The organism is Streptomyces sp. NPDC001851 (assembly GCF_040297165.1).
Lineage (GTDB): Bacteria > Actinomycetota > Actinomycetes > Streptomycetales > Streptomycetaceae > Streptomyces.
On sequence record NZ_JBEOYR010000005.1, the window covers coordinates 274,313 to 289,751 of the forward strand.

Sequence of the window (15,439 nt, forward strand, 5' to 3'; positions counted from 1 at the left end):
GGACGACCTCGGCCCGACCGAGGCCGCTCCACCGGCGCTTTCTCCGGGGACCGTGACCGTGACCACGGCGGTGACCACCATGGTGGCGACGGTGATCACCGTGGCGGCATGGTCGCCGACAGGGCGTACAGCACCCGCACGACCCGCACCCACCTCCGAAAGCGCGACATCCGCCGTGTCGTCCCGGAGAAGAAGGACCACAAGGCGGCCCGCCCGCACCGGGGTTCACGCGGCGGACGGCCTCCGGGCTTCGACCCTCGCTGTACGTCCGCCTCGGCACTGTCACCGCCGAGGCTCGCCTCATCGGGCTCTGATCACGATTCGGCCGGCAAGAGCGCGGCGATTTCACCCAGAACCCGGGCCGCCGGTGCCGGGTCGACCAGCCACTTCAGGTGGCTGCTGGTGAGCGTACGGACGTCGTAGGGGTTCTCCGGCGTCAGCGCGTCGCCCTCGCGGATCATCCGGTCCTGCATGGCGAGCGGCACGCTGGTGTCCTCGGTCAGCCGGATGTACGTCTTGGGGATCCGCCCCCAGGTGCCGGCCTGTGCCCGGTCGTCGGGTGTACCGGCGTCGAGGTTCTCGTCGGGCTGGAAGGTGTTGAGGAAGACCATGAACTCCTCGTCCGTACCGTCGGCGAGAAAGGCTGCCTTGAAGGCCGCGAGCACGTCAGGGTCGGCGGTGCGGAAGTTGGAGCGAAGCAGCCCGAGCTCGGCAGGGTTCCCGACCATCGCCGCGGCCAGCCCCGCGGCATCGACCGTGGCCATCTCGGGCTCGGCGTAGTAGGCGCTGACTTCGAGGTCGACGGGGCACCAGGCGGAGACGTAGACGATACGGTCGATCAGGTCGGGCCGCTGGTTGGCCGCGACGGTGGCCGTCATGCCGCCGCGGCTGTGTGAGACGAGGATGACGGGCCCGTTCCGCTTGGCCCGTTCCAGTATTCCGATGAGGTGCGCGGCGTTGTCGGCGAGCGTGACGCCCTTGATGGCCCCGGGCGTGGTGGCGAGCTCTCCGAGGTCCTGCGGCGCCTGGTAGGCGCGCGGGTACGTCGCGGCGAACCCGTGCCCCGGAAGATCGACGGCGACCGATCGGTGTCCGAGGAGGCCCAGTTCGGCCTGGAGCGGTGCGAAGGAGAAGGAGTTCGCGAAGGCTCCGTGAACCAGTACGAACGTCGGTTGCATCTGTCTACACTCACTTTCTGGTCCTCTGCGGCGTCGGCGGCACGCGCGTCGCTCTTCCCGACGCCGCGACCCACCTTGTGGCCGAGGAGCGAGAAGTCGTCCTGCGAGCACCATGCAGCCGCGGAGACGTCTCGTGCATGGCAAGCGTCAGCGGTCAAGCGTGGAGACGAGGGCTGCGTGCGAACGGCCGCCCATGGTCCGATGTTTCACACTACTCAGTGAAAGATCATCCGCACTACCCGGACGAGCCTTCTCATCACCGCACTGGCGCGGGAACCCTGCCATCATGACCAGCGTTGCGGGTAATCCGGTGTGAAACCGGTGGAACTCAGGCCACCCGGCACCAACTGCCGCTCGGGCAGGCGGACTAAACGCTTCTGCGATGTCGTCGACCCCGCCGCCGCAGGTCGCCCTTTCCGTCTGCGGCGTCCTCGGAGAGGCCGAAGTCCGGGCGTCGGCGGGAGCCTAGGCCGGACTCAAGAAGGGACCGGGGCGAGTCGTCGCGCTCGTCGGGGAACCATGCATCGGCAAGCGTGCTCTCATGTGGGCCGTCGCGGAGCCGAGGCACGAGCCGCTGGAATCCCGGTGTGCGCAGTTCGTGGGCGGGCCGCGAGCGCGTCCTCCCACGCTGGCCGGCTCCGGAGTCGTCGTAGTGACCTTCAACTACGGGGTCGGCTCCGAGGGCTTCGGGCACCTACCGGGTGTCCCGGACAACCGTGGGCCCACCATTCGATCTCACGTGGTGGACGACCTCCTCGCAGAACCCCGCGACTGGGGTGTCCGACGGTCTGTCATCCGGCTGGACCGTCCGAGACGCGTCGGCCCCGGTGGAAGCACTCCTGTGCCGCCAGCACCTCGTCTCCGTAGGCCGCCGCCCAGGCGCCCAGGGCACGGATCGGGATGAGCAGGGCGGTGCCGGCCTCGGTCAGGGCGTAGTCGACGCGAGGCGGCGCTTCGGCGTAACGACGCCGCCCCACCAGGCCGTTGTACTCCAGCCGCCGCAGCGCCTCGTTGAGCACCTTGGGGCTGATCCCGCCGATCCGGGCCAGCAGCGCGCGCGGACGCATCGGGCCCGACTCGCCGAGGACGTAGATGACCACGCTGTCCCAGCGGTTGGCCAGCACCTCGACGGCGATCCGAGCCCGGCAGTCCGCCGCAAACGGATCCCCGCCCAGGTCGTCCTCGTCCTCGTCCACCTCTCCCATACGCACATCCTGCCCCGTCCGATGCCTACCGGACGGTGTGCATCGGCTCGCCTAGCGTCCGTGGCATGACATTCCACGACGCGAACGGGAGCAGGACGATGCGCATCGGCATTCTCGGCACGGGCGCCATGGCAGAGGCACTGGGCGGGGCCTGGGTACGGGCCGGGCACGAGGTCATGGTCGGCGGCCGGAACGCCGCTTCCGCCGCCGCCACGGCCGCCCGCATCGGGGCCACCGCGCATGGCGGCCCCGCCGAGGCGGCGCGGTACGGCGAGGCCGTACTGCTTGCCGTGCCCGCCGACGTCGCACCGCAGCTGGCCGGGGAACTGGCAGCGGACCTCGCCGGACGGATCGTCCTCGACTGCACGGTGCCGATGCAGCCCTCCAGCCACGGCGGGCCGGTTCTCTCCACTGCCGGCGGTACGGACTCGGCCGCCCTGCGCATCGCCGTGGCCGCGCCCCATGCCGATGTCGCCAAGGTGTTCGGCATCTGCCACGAGAGCATCTGGGCTCTGCCGCAACCGGCTTTCGAGGGTGCTCCGCTGGCGGTGCCCTTCTGCACGGATGCCCCGCCCGCTGACGTTGTGACGCGGGAGCTGATCACATCGATGGGCTGCACCCCGCTGCCGTGTGGCGATCTGCAGCGGGCGGCGCTACTGGAGGCTGCAGCGGTCTTCGCCATCGGCGTGTGGTGGTCCGGCAGCGAAGTCCGCCACGCCTTCCCCGCCCCGGCCCTGGCCCCCGGCGCCGTCCACGACTAAAGACGGGGTGTTCGATGGGGCGCGTGGCTGCTGCGCCCTCTGGTCGTTCCGGTGGGGCGGGGTGACTCAGCGAACGAAGAATGGGCTCGGCTGGGGTCCCGCTTGCCGAAGAAGGGTGCCCGGGCGGGCGTTGGTGGAACCGTCTTCCGGTGATCAACGGGGCCCTGTTCCGACTAGGCACCAGCGTCCGCGAGGCTCGGCGCCATCACCGCGAAGACCGCCCACCCGGACACCTCGCTGGGCACCACCAGCATCGGCGGATGACTCTCCGGGCGGATACGGCGACGGGTCGGACTCCTGCTGAACGGCGCGACCGCCCGCCCACCGACCCGCACCGCCTGGTCCCGCTCTCTGGCCTCCTGGGCAAGCGAGTGCGGCAGTGCTCACGCTCCTGCCCTACGACCCGCCGGGCTGCAGCGGCGGCCACGGACCGGCCGAGGCCGCGCCGTAAGCTACGCCGGGTTTCTGATTCACGGGAGGCGTGGGTGGGGCGGGAAATAGTCCTCAGCGGCCGGTACGAGCTGGTCGAGAAGCTCGGTCAAGGCGGCATGGGAACGGTCCATCGTGGGGTGGACCGGCAGCTGCGCCGTGCCGTCGCAGTCAAGCTGCTCTCCTCGGAGTTGGCCCACGATCCGCAGTCGCGAGCCCGCTTCCGGCGTGAGGCGCACGCGGCTGCCGCGTTGAACCATCCAGCGGTGGCCACCATCCACGACGTCGGCGAGGAGCCGCATCCGGACGGCCCACGGCCCTACCTGGTCATGGAGTACGTGCAGGGCGCCACCCTCGCCGAGGTCCTGCGCGACGGCCCACTGCCCGTCGCCGAGGCGGTCGACGCGGCCTGCGCGGTACTGGACGCACTGCGGCACAGCCACGAACGCGGCATCGTGCACAGGGACATCAAGCCCTCGAACATCATGCTCACCGGACCAGACACCGTGAAGGTCCTCGACTTCGGCATCGCCAAGGCGTTCACCGAGGCCGCCACCCGCATCACCGGTAGCGGTGCGGCGATCGGCACTCCCGCTTACCTTTCTCCCGAGCAGATCAACGGGGCGGAGATCGACCATCGGGCCGATCTGTACGCGATGGGCTGTCTGCTGCACGAACTGCTCACCGGGCAGACACCGTTCCGTGGCGAATCGGCCTTCGCCGTCATGCATCAGCACCTGTACGCAGAACCCGAGCCGGTATCCCGATTCCGGCCGCACATACCGCCGGCGGTGGAGGCAGTGATCCTGCGCGCACTGCGCAAGGATCCGGCGGAACGGTTCGCCGATGCGGGGCAGATGCGCGTGGCCCTCAGCGACGCCCTGAGGCAGGCCTCCATGCCGACTGCCCAGGCCACCGCGCCGCGGCCCCCGGCGACGCCGTCCGGCGGCCGAACCTCTCCCCGGAACAAGCTCCGTATCGCATTGCGCCCTTCAGCCGACCGCGCTCTGGCCCTGCTCGGATGTCTGCTCTCGGTGCTGTGCGCACGCGGCCACCTGGTGGACACGGCTCACTTCGGCCGGGTCGCCGTCGCGGCGGGAGTGTTGGGAGTGGTGACGCTCCCGTGGTCCACACGCGTGTCCTGCGCGGTGAGCTGGGGGCCGGTGGCCGAGGCCGTGTCGGTCAACTCCGAACTGCGGCGCGCCGACGTCGGCTGGGGCCACTCGTACGTCGCCATCGCTGTCCTGCTGGCGCTGGTCGCAGCCTGCTGCTTCGTCGGTGGGGTACGCAGCCGGGACCGTGGCGCCGGCTCACTGGTCGCCTTCTGGTTCAGCGCCACGGCATCGATCTGGTACTTCCTCGACGACCTGCACAAGCTCTTCGTCTTCTACCTGCTGCTGACGCTGGTGGCCATGGTCATGGTGTCGTGGGAGACCGCCGCACTCGTGCGGCGCCGGGCCGGTGACCGGCGGGCAGCGTCGGAAGAGTCGTCCGTCGGCGTGACGCCGCCTGGCCGTCGGCTCAGGGATGTGAAAAGGGTGAGCTGACGGCCCTGTTGGGTGCATGGGATGTCTGCTGACGCCGAGGTGCATGCCTCGGAGATCCACTCGCGGTGGACCGCCAGGTCCGCGCAGAAGGCCTACGCAGCCGCAGCGGCACACCTCCACCCGCGCCCTACGCCACCGTGTGCGGCACCCAGACGGCGGCGTGGAAAGGCCCGTTGGCAGTGGACGGATCAGCGGACGGAAGTGCTGCGCTGCCTGCGACCACGCCGCGGCGGTTGACCTGCCTCGCGGAGGAGTTGAGGCCGCCGAGGGAGGCCAGGTAGGTGAAGTCGCCGTTGTCGACACGGGCGACGAAGGCGAAAGAGTTGGGGGCGAAGTTGTCACCGACCATGGCGTTCCCGGCGATCTGCCTGACCTCGGTGACACCACGCCCGGAGCCGATCACGGCACTCGTGTGCGTCATGAGGTCGAACGAGCTGGAGAGCAAGCCGTCGCCGCCGACCACGGTGCTGCCGCTGATCAGCTGCGCGGTCAGGAAGTGGGACCCGAGGTCCGTGCGGATGCCGGTGCGGAGGTCGTAGGCGTACCCGGTGAGGCCGTTCCCGGCCGTTCGGGACTGCCCGACCACGGTCGCACCGCTGATGTCGTTGGCTGTGCTGGAGCTTCCGCCGAGGGTGCCGAGATCGGTCATCGTCCGGGTGCGCAGGTCGTACGCGAACCCGTGCGTCGTGGCGGCGGGTGTGTTCGGCAGGGAGGAGCCGCCCACGACGATCGAACCGCTGACGGCCGTCGCGGTGCTGTCGCCCGACGGGCCGGCGAGGCTGCCGAGATCGGTCAAGGCCCGGGTGCGCAGGCTGTACGCGAACGCGTGTGTGACCACGTCGCCGGGCAGCGACGACGTCCCCACCACGGTGTCACCGTCGAGGCCGGTGATGTTGGTTCTGCTGCCGCCGAGAGTGCCGATGTCGACGAGCCGACGGGTCCGGATGTTGTACGCGAATCCATGAGCCGGGCCGTCGGGGGAGAGGTCTGACCCCCCGACGACGTAATTCCCCTGCACGCCGGTCGCCTGGCTGGAGTCCCCCAGCGTGCCGAGATCTGTCATGGTGTGCCTGCGCAGGTCGTATGCGAAGGCGTGTTCAGCGGCGTCGCCGCGCGTCAGTGAGCTCCCGACGACCGTGTTGCCGTCGATGGCGGTCGCCGCGCTGCGGGTACCACCCAGGGTGCCGAGGTCCTGCACGGTGTACTGCACGGACCCCGCCGCCGACTCGGCCGACGACGTGTCAGCCCCGTACGCCGGACCAGCCCCCACGGCGAGCAGGCTCGCGCCCGCCAGGATGCAGGCACGTAAACGTATGCGCATGATGCCCCCCTGAAACGATCGATCGAAACGAGCGTGGTTCGGCAGCCCGCTGTGCCCTCGTCCCTCCCCAGACACGGGCTGACCGGATGCTGCACAGCCCTCACTTGTACATCAGTCCCGAGCGTCCAGACAGTGGACGGTCGGCCACGAATAGGACGTTCGTGACCGCGCCACGACACGGCACGCCAAGGTCCACCTCATACTTGGTGATCAGGCCCGGCTGTCCTTCATGCCCCGATTTGCTCAAGCGGGCCCAGAGCCGCTCAGCGGCGCGTGTGGCCAGTGGAAATCATCCGCGTAGGGTGTTGGCATGTCGTTGAGCAACATAGTCCTCTCGTCCGGTCGTTCGATCGAGCTCACCGAGCTGCGGATGTCTTCGACCTACGAGGGGTCGCTGGAGGGATACCCGTGCAAGTCCGTTAACGACATGAAGGTCAGCGGCTTCCAGCGGGAGGCCGAACGCTCGTTTCCCTCCACGCCGGTTCATCTCGTTCCGCCCTTCCGCGAGTACCCAGACCAGACCGCCGGCGCCTTCGGCCCTGTTGAGGTGCTGCCTTCCGTGGCTTGCGTCGGCGTCTTCCGCTCGACAGCCGTCGCTCCTGGGATCGACCCGGTGCTGCACCGTTCCGCCCTCACCGTGGTCTGGTTCCAGCCCGTCCCGGACGTACCGTCGGGCGAGGATGCTGATCTCGCGCTTCGCAGCATCTGCTGGGAGGAGCTGGCCCAGGACTACGAGCTCTAGCGACGCGTGCTGGCCACAGCCCTGACCCTTGAGCCGGTTGATCCCGCACTCGACCACGTCGCCCGATCCTGGACGAGAGCGGTGCCCATCGCACGGTCCGAGTGCAGTGGAAGGGAGCACGTTGCGTGCCTGCCTGGCCCGGCTCGCCGAAACCCTGCGCACATCCGCTGAACGGGCCGAGCAGGCTCGCGCCGCCTTGCAGCAAGGGACCGGCAACGAGCCGACACCAGCCGAGAAGGGACCTCGACAGCGAGCCGGACCGCCGGCTGGCCCAGGCGGGAGGGCAGTGAGCGACGCGATGCGCGTCGTTGGACGGCACCGCGATGGCCGCAGCCGGCCGCGGCGATGTCCTTGCCTCCCGCTTGATGCACCGCGCCCACCTGGAGGCCGGCTGGGATCTCTCCGCCGCCCCAACGTGCGCACTGGTCGAGGCCGATCGTGTCCCGCCCGGTACAGCAGAGCACCTCGCCGCCCTACCCGGATTCACCGCCGCCCTCGCCGTGGTGCCCAGCAGGACACCCGGGCCACGGCACACTGCCAGTACGCCGCTCAGCCCGCCCCGGACCGCCCTGACGGAGCGATCACCGTCACGGCGCCACCCGACCGGTGGATCGGTGAGCCGGTCCGGGTAGCGGACCTCAATCCGTAGAGGTCATGAGGGTGGCTCTTCTTGTGGTCGGACGGACGTGTCGTCCGCCGCTTCGAGCCTCGTGCGTTCTTCCCTGCCAGCCTGGGTCAGCGGACGAAGGAGATCTCCGGGTAGCTTTTGCTGGGCCCGTCCAGCACAGGACGACGCTGATGAAGCAGTGTCCGGTCGAAGAAGGCGGCAAGGTAGTCGCGCTGGACCTTGATCGCACGGGTGGGGTCGATCGTGCCGAACATCTGCTGGACGGTGGCCTGTGACCAGCCGACCAAGGGCGCGTACTGCGGGGCCAGCACCGCGTTGTCGTAGAAGGTCAGGTGGGTGGCACCGTGGAGTTGGACGTCGACCCGGTATCCCTTCAGGTGCGCCCACAACGTGCGCCACGACCCGTCATTGTTGCGGTTGTGGGTGCCCGAGCTGAACAGCATGAATGGGCGGTCAAGATCCTTGCTCGGCGCCGAGCCGAAGAACTGGCCGTCCAGGTCGGCGCCGGCGCCGATCCGGTGGTCGAGCTGCATGGCGGTGTCGACCGCGCCGCCGCCCAGCGAGAAGCCGAACATGCCGATGCGGGATGTGTCCACGGCGTGCGACAGTCCGGTGGGAAGCTTGGCGTGGCCGGCGTCCGGGTCACCTCCCTTGGCGATGGTGCCGAGCTGGTTGATGACGAAGCGGATGTCGGCGGCGCGCACCTTGAGCGTATCGGAGGAGTGCGCGCCCGCGGGCATGGTGTTGACCTCAAGCCGGTTGCCGGGGAACTGCACCTCGTTGGCGTCATGCGTGTGATCGACGGTGACGACGAGGTAACCACGGCTGGCCAGATCCTGGACGAGAGCGGTGCCCATCGCACGGTCCGAGTGCAGCCCGGTCGAGTACAGCAGCACGGGCAGCTTGCCGTGCCTGGTGTCGACCGGGGCAAGGACGTGGCCGGCGGTTCGCGGCACGGTCACCTGTTGCGGCGTCAGGCCAAGCGATGTGCTGAGGAAGTGGGCGCCCGCCACCGACGACATCCACGGCGCCTGGTAGTGCCCGGCAGGGGAGGAGGTGGGGTACCACAACGACACCATCAACTCGCGTACGCGATTCCCAGGAACGTACGGATCCGTACGAGACTTGTCGATGAGGTGCAGGCCGACCATGCCCACCGAGGAACGCCCGGTCGGTGCCGGAAGAGTGAGCTGCAGGGGCGAAGGGTCAGCGTGGCTGTGCGGAACGGCCTGGTGGACGGCCTTGGGGTGGACACGGACATCGTCGTTCTGAGGCGCCCAGGGCGCGTACTCGTCGGAGCGGGCTGTCGTCGAGGTTACGGGTGGCTTCTCGGCGGCTGTTGCCGGCGCCACCGCTGTTGCGCCCAGCACGATGGCAAGCGCACCCGCCGCACCGATCGCTCTGGCTATCGCTCTGCGGCGGTCGCGCGGTCGACATTGCTGCATGGAATCCCCCTGAGAAGGTCAGCGTTCGTGGAACCGAGATCAATTTTCGGCACACCGTACACGCTCTCTGCCTGGCTCGACCCCCCCAGAGATCACCGCACGCACCGAAGCGTACTCAAGTGCTCGCCACACCCCCTGCATCGGCGAACTGCTGAGGCACACGACTCCGGCACCGACTCCCGCAACGCGATGCCGGACTATGGCCGTGGCACCACGCCGGAGGAGCGGCCAGGCGCTCCTGGGAGACCCTCTCGATGGGCAGGCAGTCTGGCTCATCGGTGCAGGTGTGTCAGGACCCCTTCGGTCACGGGGTAGGGACGTTCACGGGGGAGCAGTTGCCGTGCGACGTCGAACTCGCCGTCCTGTACATGCGCGTGGATGGTGTGGGCGAGCGATGTGATGTCGGTGATGGAGACGATCCACTCATCGGCGTAGAGGCGTGCGGCTTCGCCGGCGAGGCCGAGCTGGAGCGACCGGTGAGCAAGCGGCTGAAGGTGCAGGTCGCGTTCCGGGTCCCATTGCACCCGGGCCGGAGCCTGCTTCAATTGGCGCTTCCACGTGGCGTGGTCGGCGTGGAGCCCGTGCTCGTAGTGGGACAGGCAGGCGTGTTTCAGTGCCCACTCGAAGCCTTCGCGCGAGATCTCGACGGCGAGGACGGTCTCCTGTCCTTCTTTGGTGCCCCACCCGCAGCGGTACATCATCCACAGGAACGACGGCTTGATCCACGTCATCCGGTCCCGCTGCCACACCGCCGGGAAACGGCCCTCCCGAGCCGCCGGCAGGCCGATCACCGGGGCGTACGCCTGATAGACGGTGACCGTGGAGTCCGTGTGCAGGGCTCGAATCTGGTGTTTGGGTTCTTCCACGGGACCAGGGTGGGCGCACTGTCTCGCACGCGCCATCGAATTACCGCGGTGCAGGGCGGCCGCTGAGTCAGCGCCGGCAGATGAGGGCAGCGGCGATGCCGGCGAAGGCGAGGAAGCGTGCGGCCTGCGCTCGTAGCGGCGGTGCAAGCGACGGCATACGGCAAGCCAGGCCACCGTGTGCGGACGATGCGTGATGTTCCGTGAACGGGGCCATCGGCGCAGGTGATCGTAGTCGTACCCTTCATCGCCACGCTGGTCTGCGTACCGCCCACCCGATCCCGCCGCGGGCTACGGTGTCACCGACCAGGCTCCACTGCGGAAGGGTTACGACTACGACCATCTGCGGCGCTGGTCAGGTTCAACCGAGGCATCACACCGCAGATCGCCCGCAGGAGTGCGGACTCCAGCCAGCGGCTCGGTCGGCATCGCTGGGTCATCGAACGCACCGTCTCCTGGCGCGCCGGATGCCGCAGACTGCACCGTCGCTACGAACTCAAGGCCGGCCACTTCCTTGCCTTCGCCGGCATCGCCGCGGCTCCTGTCTGCTGGCAGCGCCTCTCACCGCGGTGATGCGGCAGGCTGCCACTACGGGACGTTCCAGGCGGAGATGAACGGCTGCCCGTCCTCGGCGGCCAGGAAACTCAGCGTTCCGGGATGCGGGTGGCCCAGCAGTCGGCTGGCCGACGCGTCCAGGCCCAGCCACCGTACGGTGAGCACGCGCGCCAGATGACCGTGAGCGACCACGGCGACGTCACCGTCGTTCAGCAGCGGCCGGATCCGGTCCAGCACCGCGTCCGTGCGCGCGGCCACCTGTTCGAGCCGCTCACCGGGATGGTCGGCGTCGCCGGGAACGACGCCGTCCCGCCACAGGTCCCAGCCTGGCCGGCCCGCGCGGATCTGCGCCGCGGTCAGGCCCTCATAGCCGCCGTAGTCCCACTCCACCAGGTCGGGATCGGGCCTGACGCCGGTCAGTCCCGCCAGCTCGGCCGTCCGCATGGCGCGGCTCAGCGGGCTGCTGAACACGCCGACGAGCGGGCGTCGGGCCAACCTCGGAGCGAGAGCCTTGGCCGATGCCTCACCCACGTCAGTCAGCGGAACGTCAGTGCGCCCCGCGTGCTGGCCCGACAGGCTCCACTCGGTCTGGCCGTGCCTGATAAGTATCAGTTCCCCCATGGGTGAGTACACTATCCGACCGACCATGCGATGCGGCGGAACCGTGACTGCGGATAGCGCGGGAACGAGGTCAGTGGCCGTGGGTACGGCGGTAGGCGTCGATCAGGCGGGTCCGGCCGGTGTCGTGAAGGCGGCGGACCGCTTCGCGCAGGGTGACGCCGGAGATGCGGTCGATGCGGCTCTCCACCCATGCCGCCACGAAGTGATGGTCGCGGCGGGTGGTTTCCCGCAGGACCCAGCCAATGGCTTTGCGAATGAAGAATTCGGTCTCTTCCAGCATGGCGTCGGCGTATCGGCTCAGCCGCTTCAGGTCGGCCGCGTCGGCGCGGATGCCGGGGAGCAGGGCAAGAAGGGCTGAGCGGCGGAGCCAGAAGTCTTGGTCGATGGCCCAGCGGTCGAGGACGGTCCCGGCCGCTTCCTTGTGCTGGAGGGCGATGGCACCGGCGCCGTGGACGGCGAGGGTGTCCACCAAGGCCCAGGTGCGGGCGCCTCGCAGCATCACTTCCACCGTCACGAGGTCGGCGGGGCCGAGGAGGGCTGTGTGGCGGGTGAGGAGGTGGACGGCTGCCTGCCGGTGTTCGTAGACGTTGCTGGTCCACAGCAGATCGGCCAGGGGCAGGAGGTCCGACCGGGTGAGCAGAGGCAGGTTACGGCTTGTGGTGTTGACGGCGCGGCGCAGGTCGGGGATGGGGACACCGAGGTGGACGAGGTCACTGTGGAGGTAGTCACGGTCCCAGGCGGCGCGCCGGGGGGTGCCGAGGCGGGCGAGCTGCTGGGTGAGCTGGTCGGCCGCCTCGGCGAGTCGTGAGTGGGGCAGGCTCACGCGCCGGTTTCCAGGACGCGCTTGAGGGTGGCGAGCTCGGTGTCGACCAGGGCGACCTGCTTGTCGAAGTAGGCGTCAGTGAAGGCCGGCGGCTGGAAGAAAGTGATCATGAATTCGGATCCGGTGCCGTTGGCCACGACGCGGGCGGGGACCTGCCAGGACGCCCGCTCCTCGACGTAATCGTGGTCGAGGGTGCCCAGTTCGGCGTTGCCGCGGATGCGGAGCCGTGCCGGGCCGTGCGGGGTGGTCATCAGCCACCAGTCCGGCTCGTCGGTGGGCTCGATGGCCGTGACGTTGGCGATCACCCAGGCGGGCCAGTTGGACGGGTCGGCGAGGAAGGCGTAGACGTCGGCGACGGCGCGCTCGATGGTGACGGTCTTGGTGACCGAGCGTGCGGTGGTGGGGGTGGTGCTCACCGTGGTGCCTTTCAGGGGGTGGGTGGTGCGGGGGGCTCTGGGTGGGCTTCCCCGACGAGGTGGCGTATCCAGGACTCCAGCCGGCGGCGCTGGTCCGGTTCCAGGGTGGCGAAGAAGTGGGCGTCGTTGCGGTCGGCGATCTTTGCCAGCTTGGGGGCCAGGTCGCGGCCGGCGTCCGTGAGTGTCAGTCGCACGGTGCGGCGGGAGGCGGGATCCGGTTCTCGGGTCGTCAGCCCCTTGGCTGCCAGACGGTCGACCAGGCGGGAAACCGCGCCGGCATCGATGCCCATATAGCGGGCCACCTCACGGGTGGTGGTGGCGTCGCCTCGGTACAGGGTGATCAGGACCGCCCACTGGGAGACGGTCACGTCGTGCTCGGCGAGTTCCCGTTCGAAGCGGCCGTGGACTTCGTCGGAGAGCCGGCGAAGCCAGTAGCCGAGGTGGTCGCGCAAGCCGCTGGTGGAAGATGTCACCCCTCCAGCATGAGTGCCACGACAAATGTTGTCAAGACAACATTTGCTCGCTCACCCGGTGCTTTGATGCCCACGCTTTGCGTGTGGCCAGGCCGCGCCACTGTGTGAGGCGGTTTTGAGTGCTTCCGCGGCATGCTGGTGGGCCCGGACGACGGTGGAGCCGACCGACACGGTCCAGCCGGTGTCGTCGACGGCACCGGCTGCCGCCGGCAGGGAGGCGAGGATCTTCCCCCGCGTGCCGTCGACGGCCCGATCCGGTCCCACGTCGCATCAGTGATCACTAATCGGACACTCGCATCCGATCATCCGATGAGCCCCCCAAAGAGACGCGCTTCAGCGACCAGGTCCGCCCGGACGTCTCGGCTGTGGTCGCCCGTGCCTACACCGAGCGCTCGGCCTACCCACACGGTGCACCGCAACGCCCTCTGTCCGCCGAGGACATCACCACGGTGCCCAGGGTCGCCTCCTCGCTCCGGGGCACCCGGACGGTCGGGACCGGGCCGTGCCGCGACGGCACCGCCAAGGACCCCGGCCAGCGGCCGGGGCGCTTTGGCTGCGCCGTCGGGCTGCGCGCAGCCTCGCCGGGGCCGGCCGGTCCCACGCCGTGCTCTTCTGGGTCCCGTCCGGGGTCCTGTCGTGGCCGGGCGACGAAGCCCCGGTCAGGGGGCGTCTGAATGCCTACGGCAATGGCCTGTGGGCGGGGATGGCCGTCCCTTGAACGAGTGACGTAGGGCGTGCACGGGCCTGGCGGGTGGGAAGTCTCTTGCTCGTCCAATACGTCCAGCGCCACTACTCACCGAGAGGGAATCACCGTGCTGTTTGTCCGCCGCATCGTGACCGTTGCAGCTGTGAGCGCGCTGCTTTCCCTCGGAGCGGTCATCCCTGCCATCGCCGCCCAGACACCGAGCCCCGACGACATCGCCGACGGTCTTCTCGAACGACCCGTCAGCACGCTCGTCGGTTCCCCCCTCGGGCTCCCCATCGGCATCTGAAGCCGTCGGGTCTGTGTGGGCCGGGAGCGCCCGTCGGTTCCTGATACGCGCTCATCATGCGGTGGCGTATGGCGTCGGGTGGGCGGCTCCGCCACGCCGTGGTGCCCGGCGTGCTGCGTCCGCTCCCGGGCCCGGGGCACGCATCCATGGACCCCGGGTCCAGTGAGGGGTCCGGCCCGCGATCCGTGCCGGGTTCCCGGCCGGGCGTTTGCCTCCGCCTGGCCAGCGGCCGGCTCCGTGCCTGTGCGTGGGGAATCGATGGATTCCGCTGACCTGCGAAAAGCTGGCAGGCGGTCTGGGGGACCCCGCGTTGAGGCGTGGAGATTCCCGGCTACTTGGCCGCACGAGTGAGTGAGATCGCCTCAAGGAGGACGCCCGTCGGGCGTCACGGCCAATGCACGATGCACAGAAGTACAGCCGTAAAGCTTTAGCGCGTGCCGTCGTCCGGATGATGGAGTGGCACGGTGACCAACCACGATGAGGTGGCGGCTGTCCGACCGTTGACACTCGCTTGGGTGAGCCGGCATCTGGAGGTCGGCGAACGGATCGTCAGGACCGAGGGGCTGCGCGGCGGCATCACTGCCGAAATGCGGAGGCTGACCATCGGCACACGGGACGGAGGCACCCGTGACCTGGTGCTGCGGACCTTCGTCGACCCGATTTACGTGGAGCGCGCCGAGGACTGGCTGAACAGGGAGGCTGGCGCCCTGACACTGCTGGCCGGGACCGACGTGCCGGCTCCTGGACTGGTCGCGGTTGATACGAACGCCGCGCATTGCGAGTATCCGTCGCTCCTGATGACACATCTGGCGGGCCGGACGGTCCTCGATGACGAGGGATTGGAGGCGCGCGTGCCTCTGCTGGCCCGGCAACTCGTGGCTGTCCATGCGTTGCGACCCGCCAAGCGGCCTCAGGAGTATGTGGCGTTGACGACCGCTGACACCGTCGTCGTTCCGAGGGGCGCCGACGCGGCGGCATGGGCCGCGGCGACCGATGTGATCCGCAACCCCGCGCCGCCCTACCAGGGGCGGTTCCTGCACCGGGACTTTCAACCCGGCAATGTACTGTTCGACGTGCCGCCCCCAGGGCTGGCAGGTGCACGGATCACGGGGGTCGTCGACTGGGCCGCGACCTCCTGGGGCCCGCCGGATCTCGATGTGGCGCACTGTTCGACCAATCTCGCGCTGCTGCACGGCCCGGCGTGGGGTCTGCGGTTCCCTGATGCGTACGAGGAGGCCGGCGGGGTGCTGGCCGCGGCCGCGAGCGAGCGGCTGTACTGGCGGGTGCGGGACGGGCTGGCGTGCTCAGAAGAAGTGCAGGTGGTGGCGCGGTCATGGCGGGAGGCGGGGAGGACAGAGCTGACGACGCGAGTTGTGGAGGAGCGGCTGGATGCCTATGTCACCGCCCTGATGAACGCGCTGGGCTGAACCAGAGCGGCGG

14 protein-coding genes and 3 pseudogenes are annotated in these 15,439 nt (G+C 69.3%); 7 read left to right on the top strand and 10 right to left on the bottom strand.

Features of this window, described 5'->3' with window-relative positions; all coding sequences use genetic code 11:
• Positions 1–314: 314 nt before the first annotated feature.
• A complete protein-coding gene (locus tag ABT171_RS09640; RefSeq protein ID WP_351241608.1) occupies positions 315–1,178 on the bottom strand; it encodes an alpha/beta fold hydrolase in 864 nt (287 codons plus the stop codon).
• Positions 1,179–1,969: 791 nt separating this feature from the next.
• Complete coding sequence (locus ABT171_RS09645) at positions 1,970–2,383, bottom strand: winged helix-turn-helix transcriptional regulator (RefSeq protein WP_351241610.1); 414 nt, start codon at positions 2,381–2,383, stop codon at positions 1,970–1,972.
• A 65-nt stretch (positions 2,384–2,448) separates the two neighbouring features.
• Between ABT171_RS09645 and ABT171_RS09650 the strand changes: the two genes are divergently transcribed.
• Entirely contained in the window at positions 2,449–3,144 is a 696-nt protein-coding gene (locus tag ABT171_RS09650) for an NADPH-dependent F420 reductase (protein ID WP_351241612.1), read from the top strand.
• Positions 3,145–3,629: 485 nt separating this feature from the next.
• Positions 3,630–5,120, top strand: a complete 1,491-nt coding sequence (locus tag ABT171_RS09655) for a protein kinase domain-containing protein (RefSeq protein WP_351241614.1) — start codon at positions 3,630–3,632, stop codon at positions 5,118–5,120.
• A 127-nt stretch (positions 5,121–5,247) separates the two neighbouring features.
• On the opposite strand, the gene ABT171_RS09660 is transcribed toward ABT171_RS09655, so the two are convergent.
• Positions 5,248–6,441 (bottom strand): hypothetical protein, encoded by a 1,194-nt coding sequence (locus ABT171_RS09660; protein ID WP_351241616.1) that lies wholly within the window; start codon positions 6,439–6,441, stop codon positions 5,248–5,250.
• Positions 6,442–6,751: 310 nt separating this feature from the next.
• Between ABT171_RS09660 and ABT171_RS09665 the strand changes: the two genes are divergently transcribed.
• Together ABT171_RS09665 and ABT171_RS09670 are read left to right on the top strand one after the other, a co-directional pair.
• On the top strand, positions 6,752–7,183 hold the full coding sequence (locus tag ABT171_RS09665) for a hypothetical protein (protein ID WP_351241618.1): 432 nt from the start codon (positions 6,752–6,754) through the stop codon (positions 7,181–7,183).
• Positions 7,184–7,481: 298 nt separating this feature from the next.
• Positions 7,482–7,832: pseudogene (locus tag ABT171_RS09670) on the top strand (PIN domain-containing protein).
• An 86-nt stretch (positions 7,833–7,918) separates the two neighbouring features.
• On the opposite strand, the gene ABT171_RS09675 reads toward ABT171_RS09670, so the two are convergent.
• From ABT171_RS09675 to ABT171_RS09685, 3 genes and pseudogenes are all read right to left on the bottom strand, one after another.
• Positions 7,919–9,256 (bottom strand): alpha/beta hydrolase family protein, encoded by a 1,338-nt coding sequence (locus ABT171_RS09675; protein ID WP_351241620.1) that lies wholly within the window; start codon positions 9,254–9,256, stop codon positions 7,919–7,921.
• A gap of 272 nt (positions 9,257–9,528) precedes the next feature.
• Positions 9,529–10,158 carry a DUF4291 domain-containing protein gene (locus ABT171_RS09680; RefSeq protein WP_503074591.1) on the bottom strand — a complete coding sequence of 210 codons (630 nt, stop codon included), beginning with the start codon at positions 10,156–10,158 and terminating at the stop codon, positions 9,529–9,531.
• 31 nt (positions 10,159–10,189) lie between these two features.
• Positions 10,190–10,371: pseudogene (locus tag ABT171_RS09685) on the bottom strand (IS5/IS1182 family transposase); the annotation flags it as partial.
• A gap of 12 nt (positions 10,372–10,383) precedes the next feature.
• Between ABT171_RS09685 and ABT171_RS09690 the strand changes: the two are divergent.
• Positions 10,384–10,692, top strand: a pseudogene (locus ABT171_RS09690) (transposase); the annotation flags it as partial.
• Between the two features lie 15 nt (positions 10,693–10,707).
• Here ABT171_RS09690 and ABT171_RS09695 read toward each other — a convergent pair.
• From ABT171_RS09695 to ABT171_RS09710, 4 genes are all read right to left on the bottom strand, one after another.
• Positions 10,708–11,295 (bottom strand): histidine phosphatase family protein, encoded by a 588-nt coding sequence (locus ABT171_RS09695; protein WP_351241624.1) that lies wholly within the window; start codon positions 11,293–11,295, stop codon positions 10,708–10,710.
• 70 nt (positions 11,296–11,365) lie between these two features.
• Positions 11,366–12,118, bottom strand: coding sequence for a DNA alkylation repair protein (locus ABT171_RS09700; RefSeq protein WP_351241626.1), 753 nt, complete (start codon positions 12,116–12,118; stop codon positions 11,366–11,368).
• Positions 12,115–12,534 (bottom strand): SRPBCC family protein, encoded by a 420-nt coding sequence (locus ABT171_RS09705; protein WP_351241628.1) that lies wholly within the window; start codon positions 12,532–12,534, stop codon positions 12,115–12,117. The genes ABT171_RS09700 and ABT171_RS09705 overlap by 4 nt, the downstream gene beginning before the upstream one ends.
• An 11-nt stretch (positions 12,535–12,545) precedes the next feature.
• Positions 12,546–13,007: a MarR family winged helix-turn-helix transcriptional regulator gene (locus tag ABT171_RS09710; RefSeq protein WP_351241630.1), complete on the bottom strand. Its 462-nt coding sequence runs from the start codon at positions 13,005–13,007 to the stop codon at positions 12,546–12,548.
• A gap of 848 nt (positions 13,008–13,855) precedes the next feature.
• Here ABT171_RS09710 and ABT171_RS09720 point away from each other — a divergent pair.
• Together ABT171_RS09720 and ABT171_RS09725 are read left to right on the top strand one after the other, a co-directional pair.
• Positions 13,856–13,999, top strand: coding sequence for a hypothetical protein (locus ABT171_RS09720; RefSeq protein WP_351241632.1), 144 nt, complete (start codon positions 13,856–13,858; stop codon positions 13,997–13,999).
• A gap of 464 nt (positions 14,000–14,463) precedes the next feature.
• Positions 14,464–15,426 carry a phosphotransferase family protein gene (locus ABT171_RS09725; protein WP_351241634.1) on the top strand — a complete coding sequence of 321 codons (963 nt, stop codon included), beginning with the start codon at positions 14,464–14,466 and terminating at the stop codon, positions 15,424–15,426.
• Positions 15,427–15,439 lie beyond the last annotated feature (13 nt).

Coding starts and splice junctions, on each gene's coding strand:
- ABT171_RS09640 (WP_351241608.1), bottom strand. CDS start 1,178: ATGCAACCGACGTTCGTACTGGTTCACGGAGCCTTCGCGAACTCCTTC.
- ABT171_RS09645 (WP_351241610.1), bottom strand. CDS start 2,383: ATGGGAGAGGTGGACGAGGACGAGGACGACCTGGGCGGGGATCCGTTT.
- ABT171_RS09650 (WP_351241612.1), top strand. CDS start 2,449: ATGACATTCCACGACGCGAACGGGAGCAGGACGATGCGCATCGGCATT.
- ABT171_RS09660 (WP_351241616.1), bottom strand. CDS start 6,441: ATGCGCATACGTTTACGTGCCTGCATCCTGGCGGGCGCGAGCCTGCTC.
- ABT171_RS09665 (WP_351241618.1), top strand. CDS start 6,752: ATGTCGTTGAGCAACATAGTCCTCTCGTCCGGTCGTTCGATCGAGCTC.
- ABT171_RS09675 (WP_351241620.1), bottom strand. CDS start 9,256: ATGCAGCAATGTCGACCGCGCGACCGCCGCAGAGCGATAGCCAGAGCG.
- ABT171_RS09680 (WP_503074591.1), bottom strand. CDS start 10,158: ATGGCGCGTGCGAGACAGTGCGCCCACCCTGGTCCCGTGGAAGAACCC.
- ABT171_RS09695 (WP_351241624.1), bottom strand. CDS start 11,295: ATGGGGGAACTGATACTTATCAGGCACGGCCAGACCGAGTGGAGCCTG.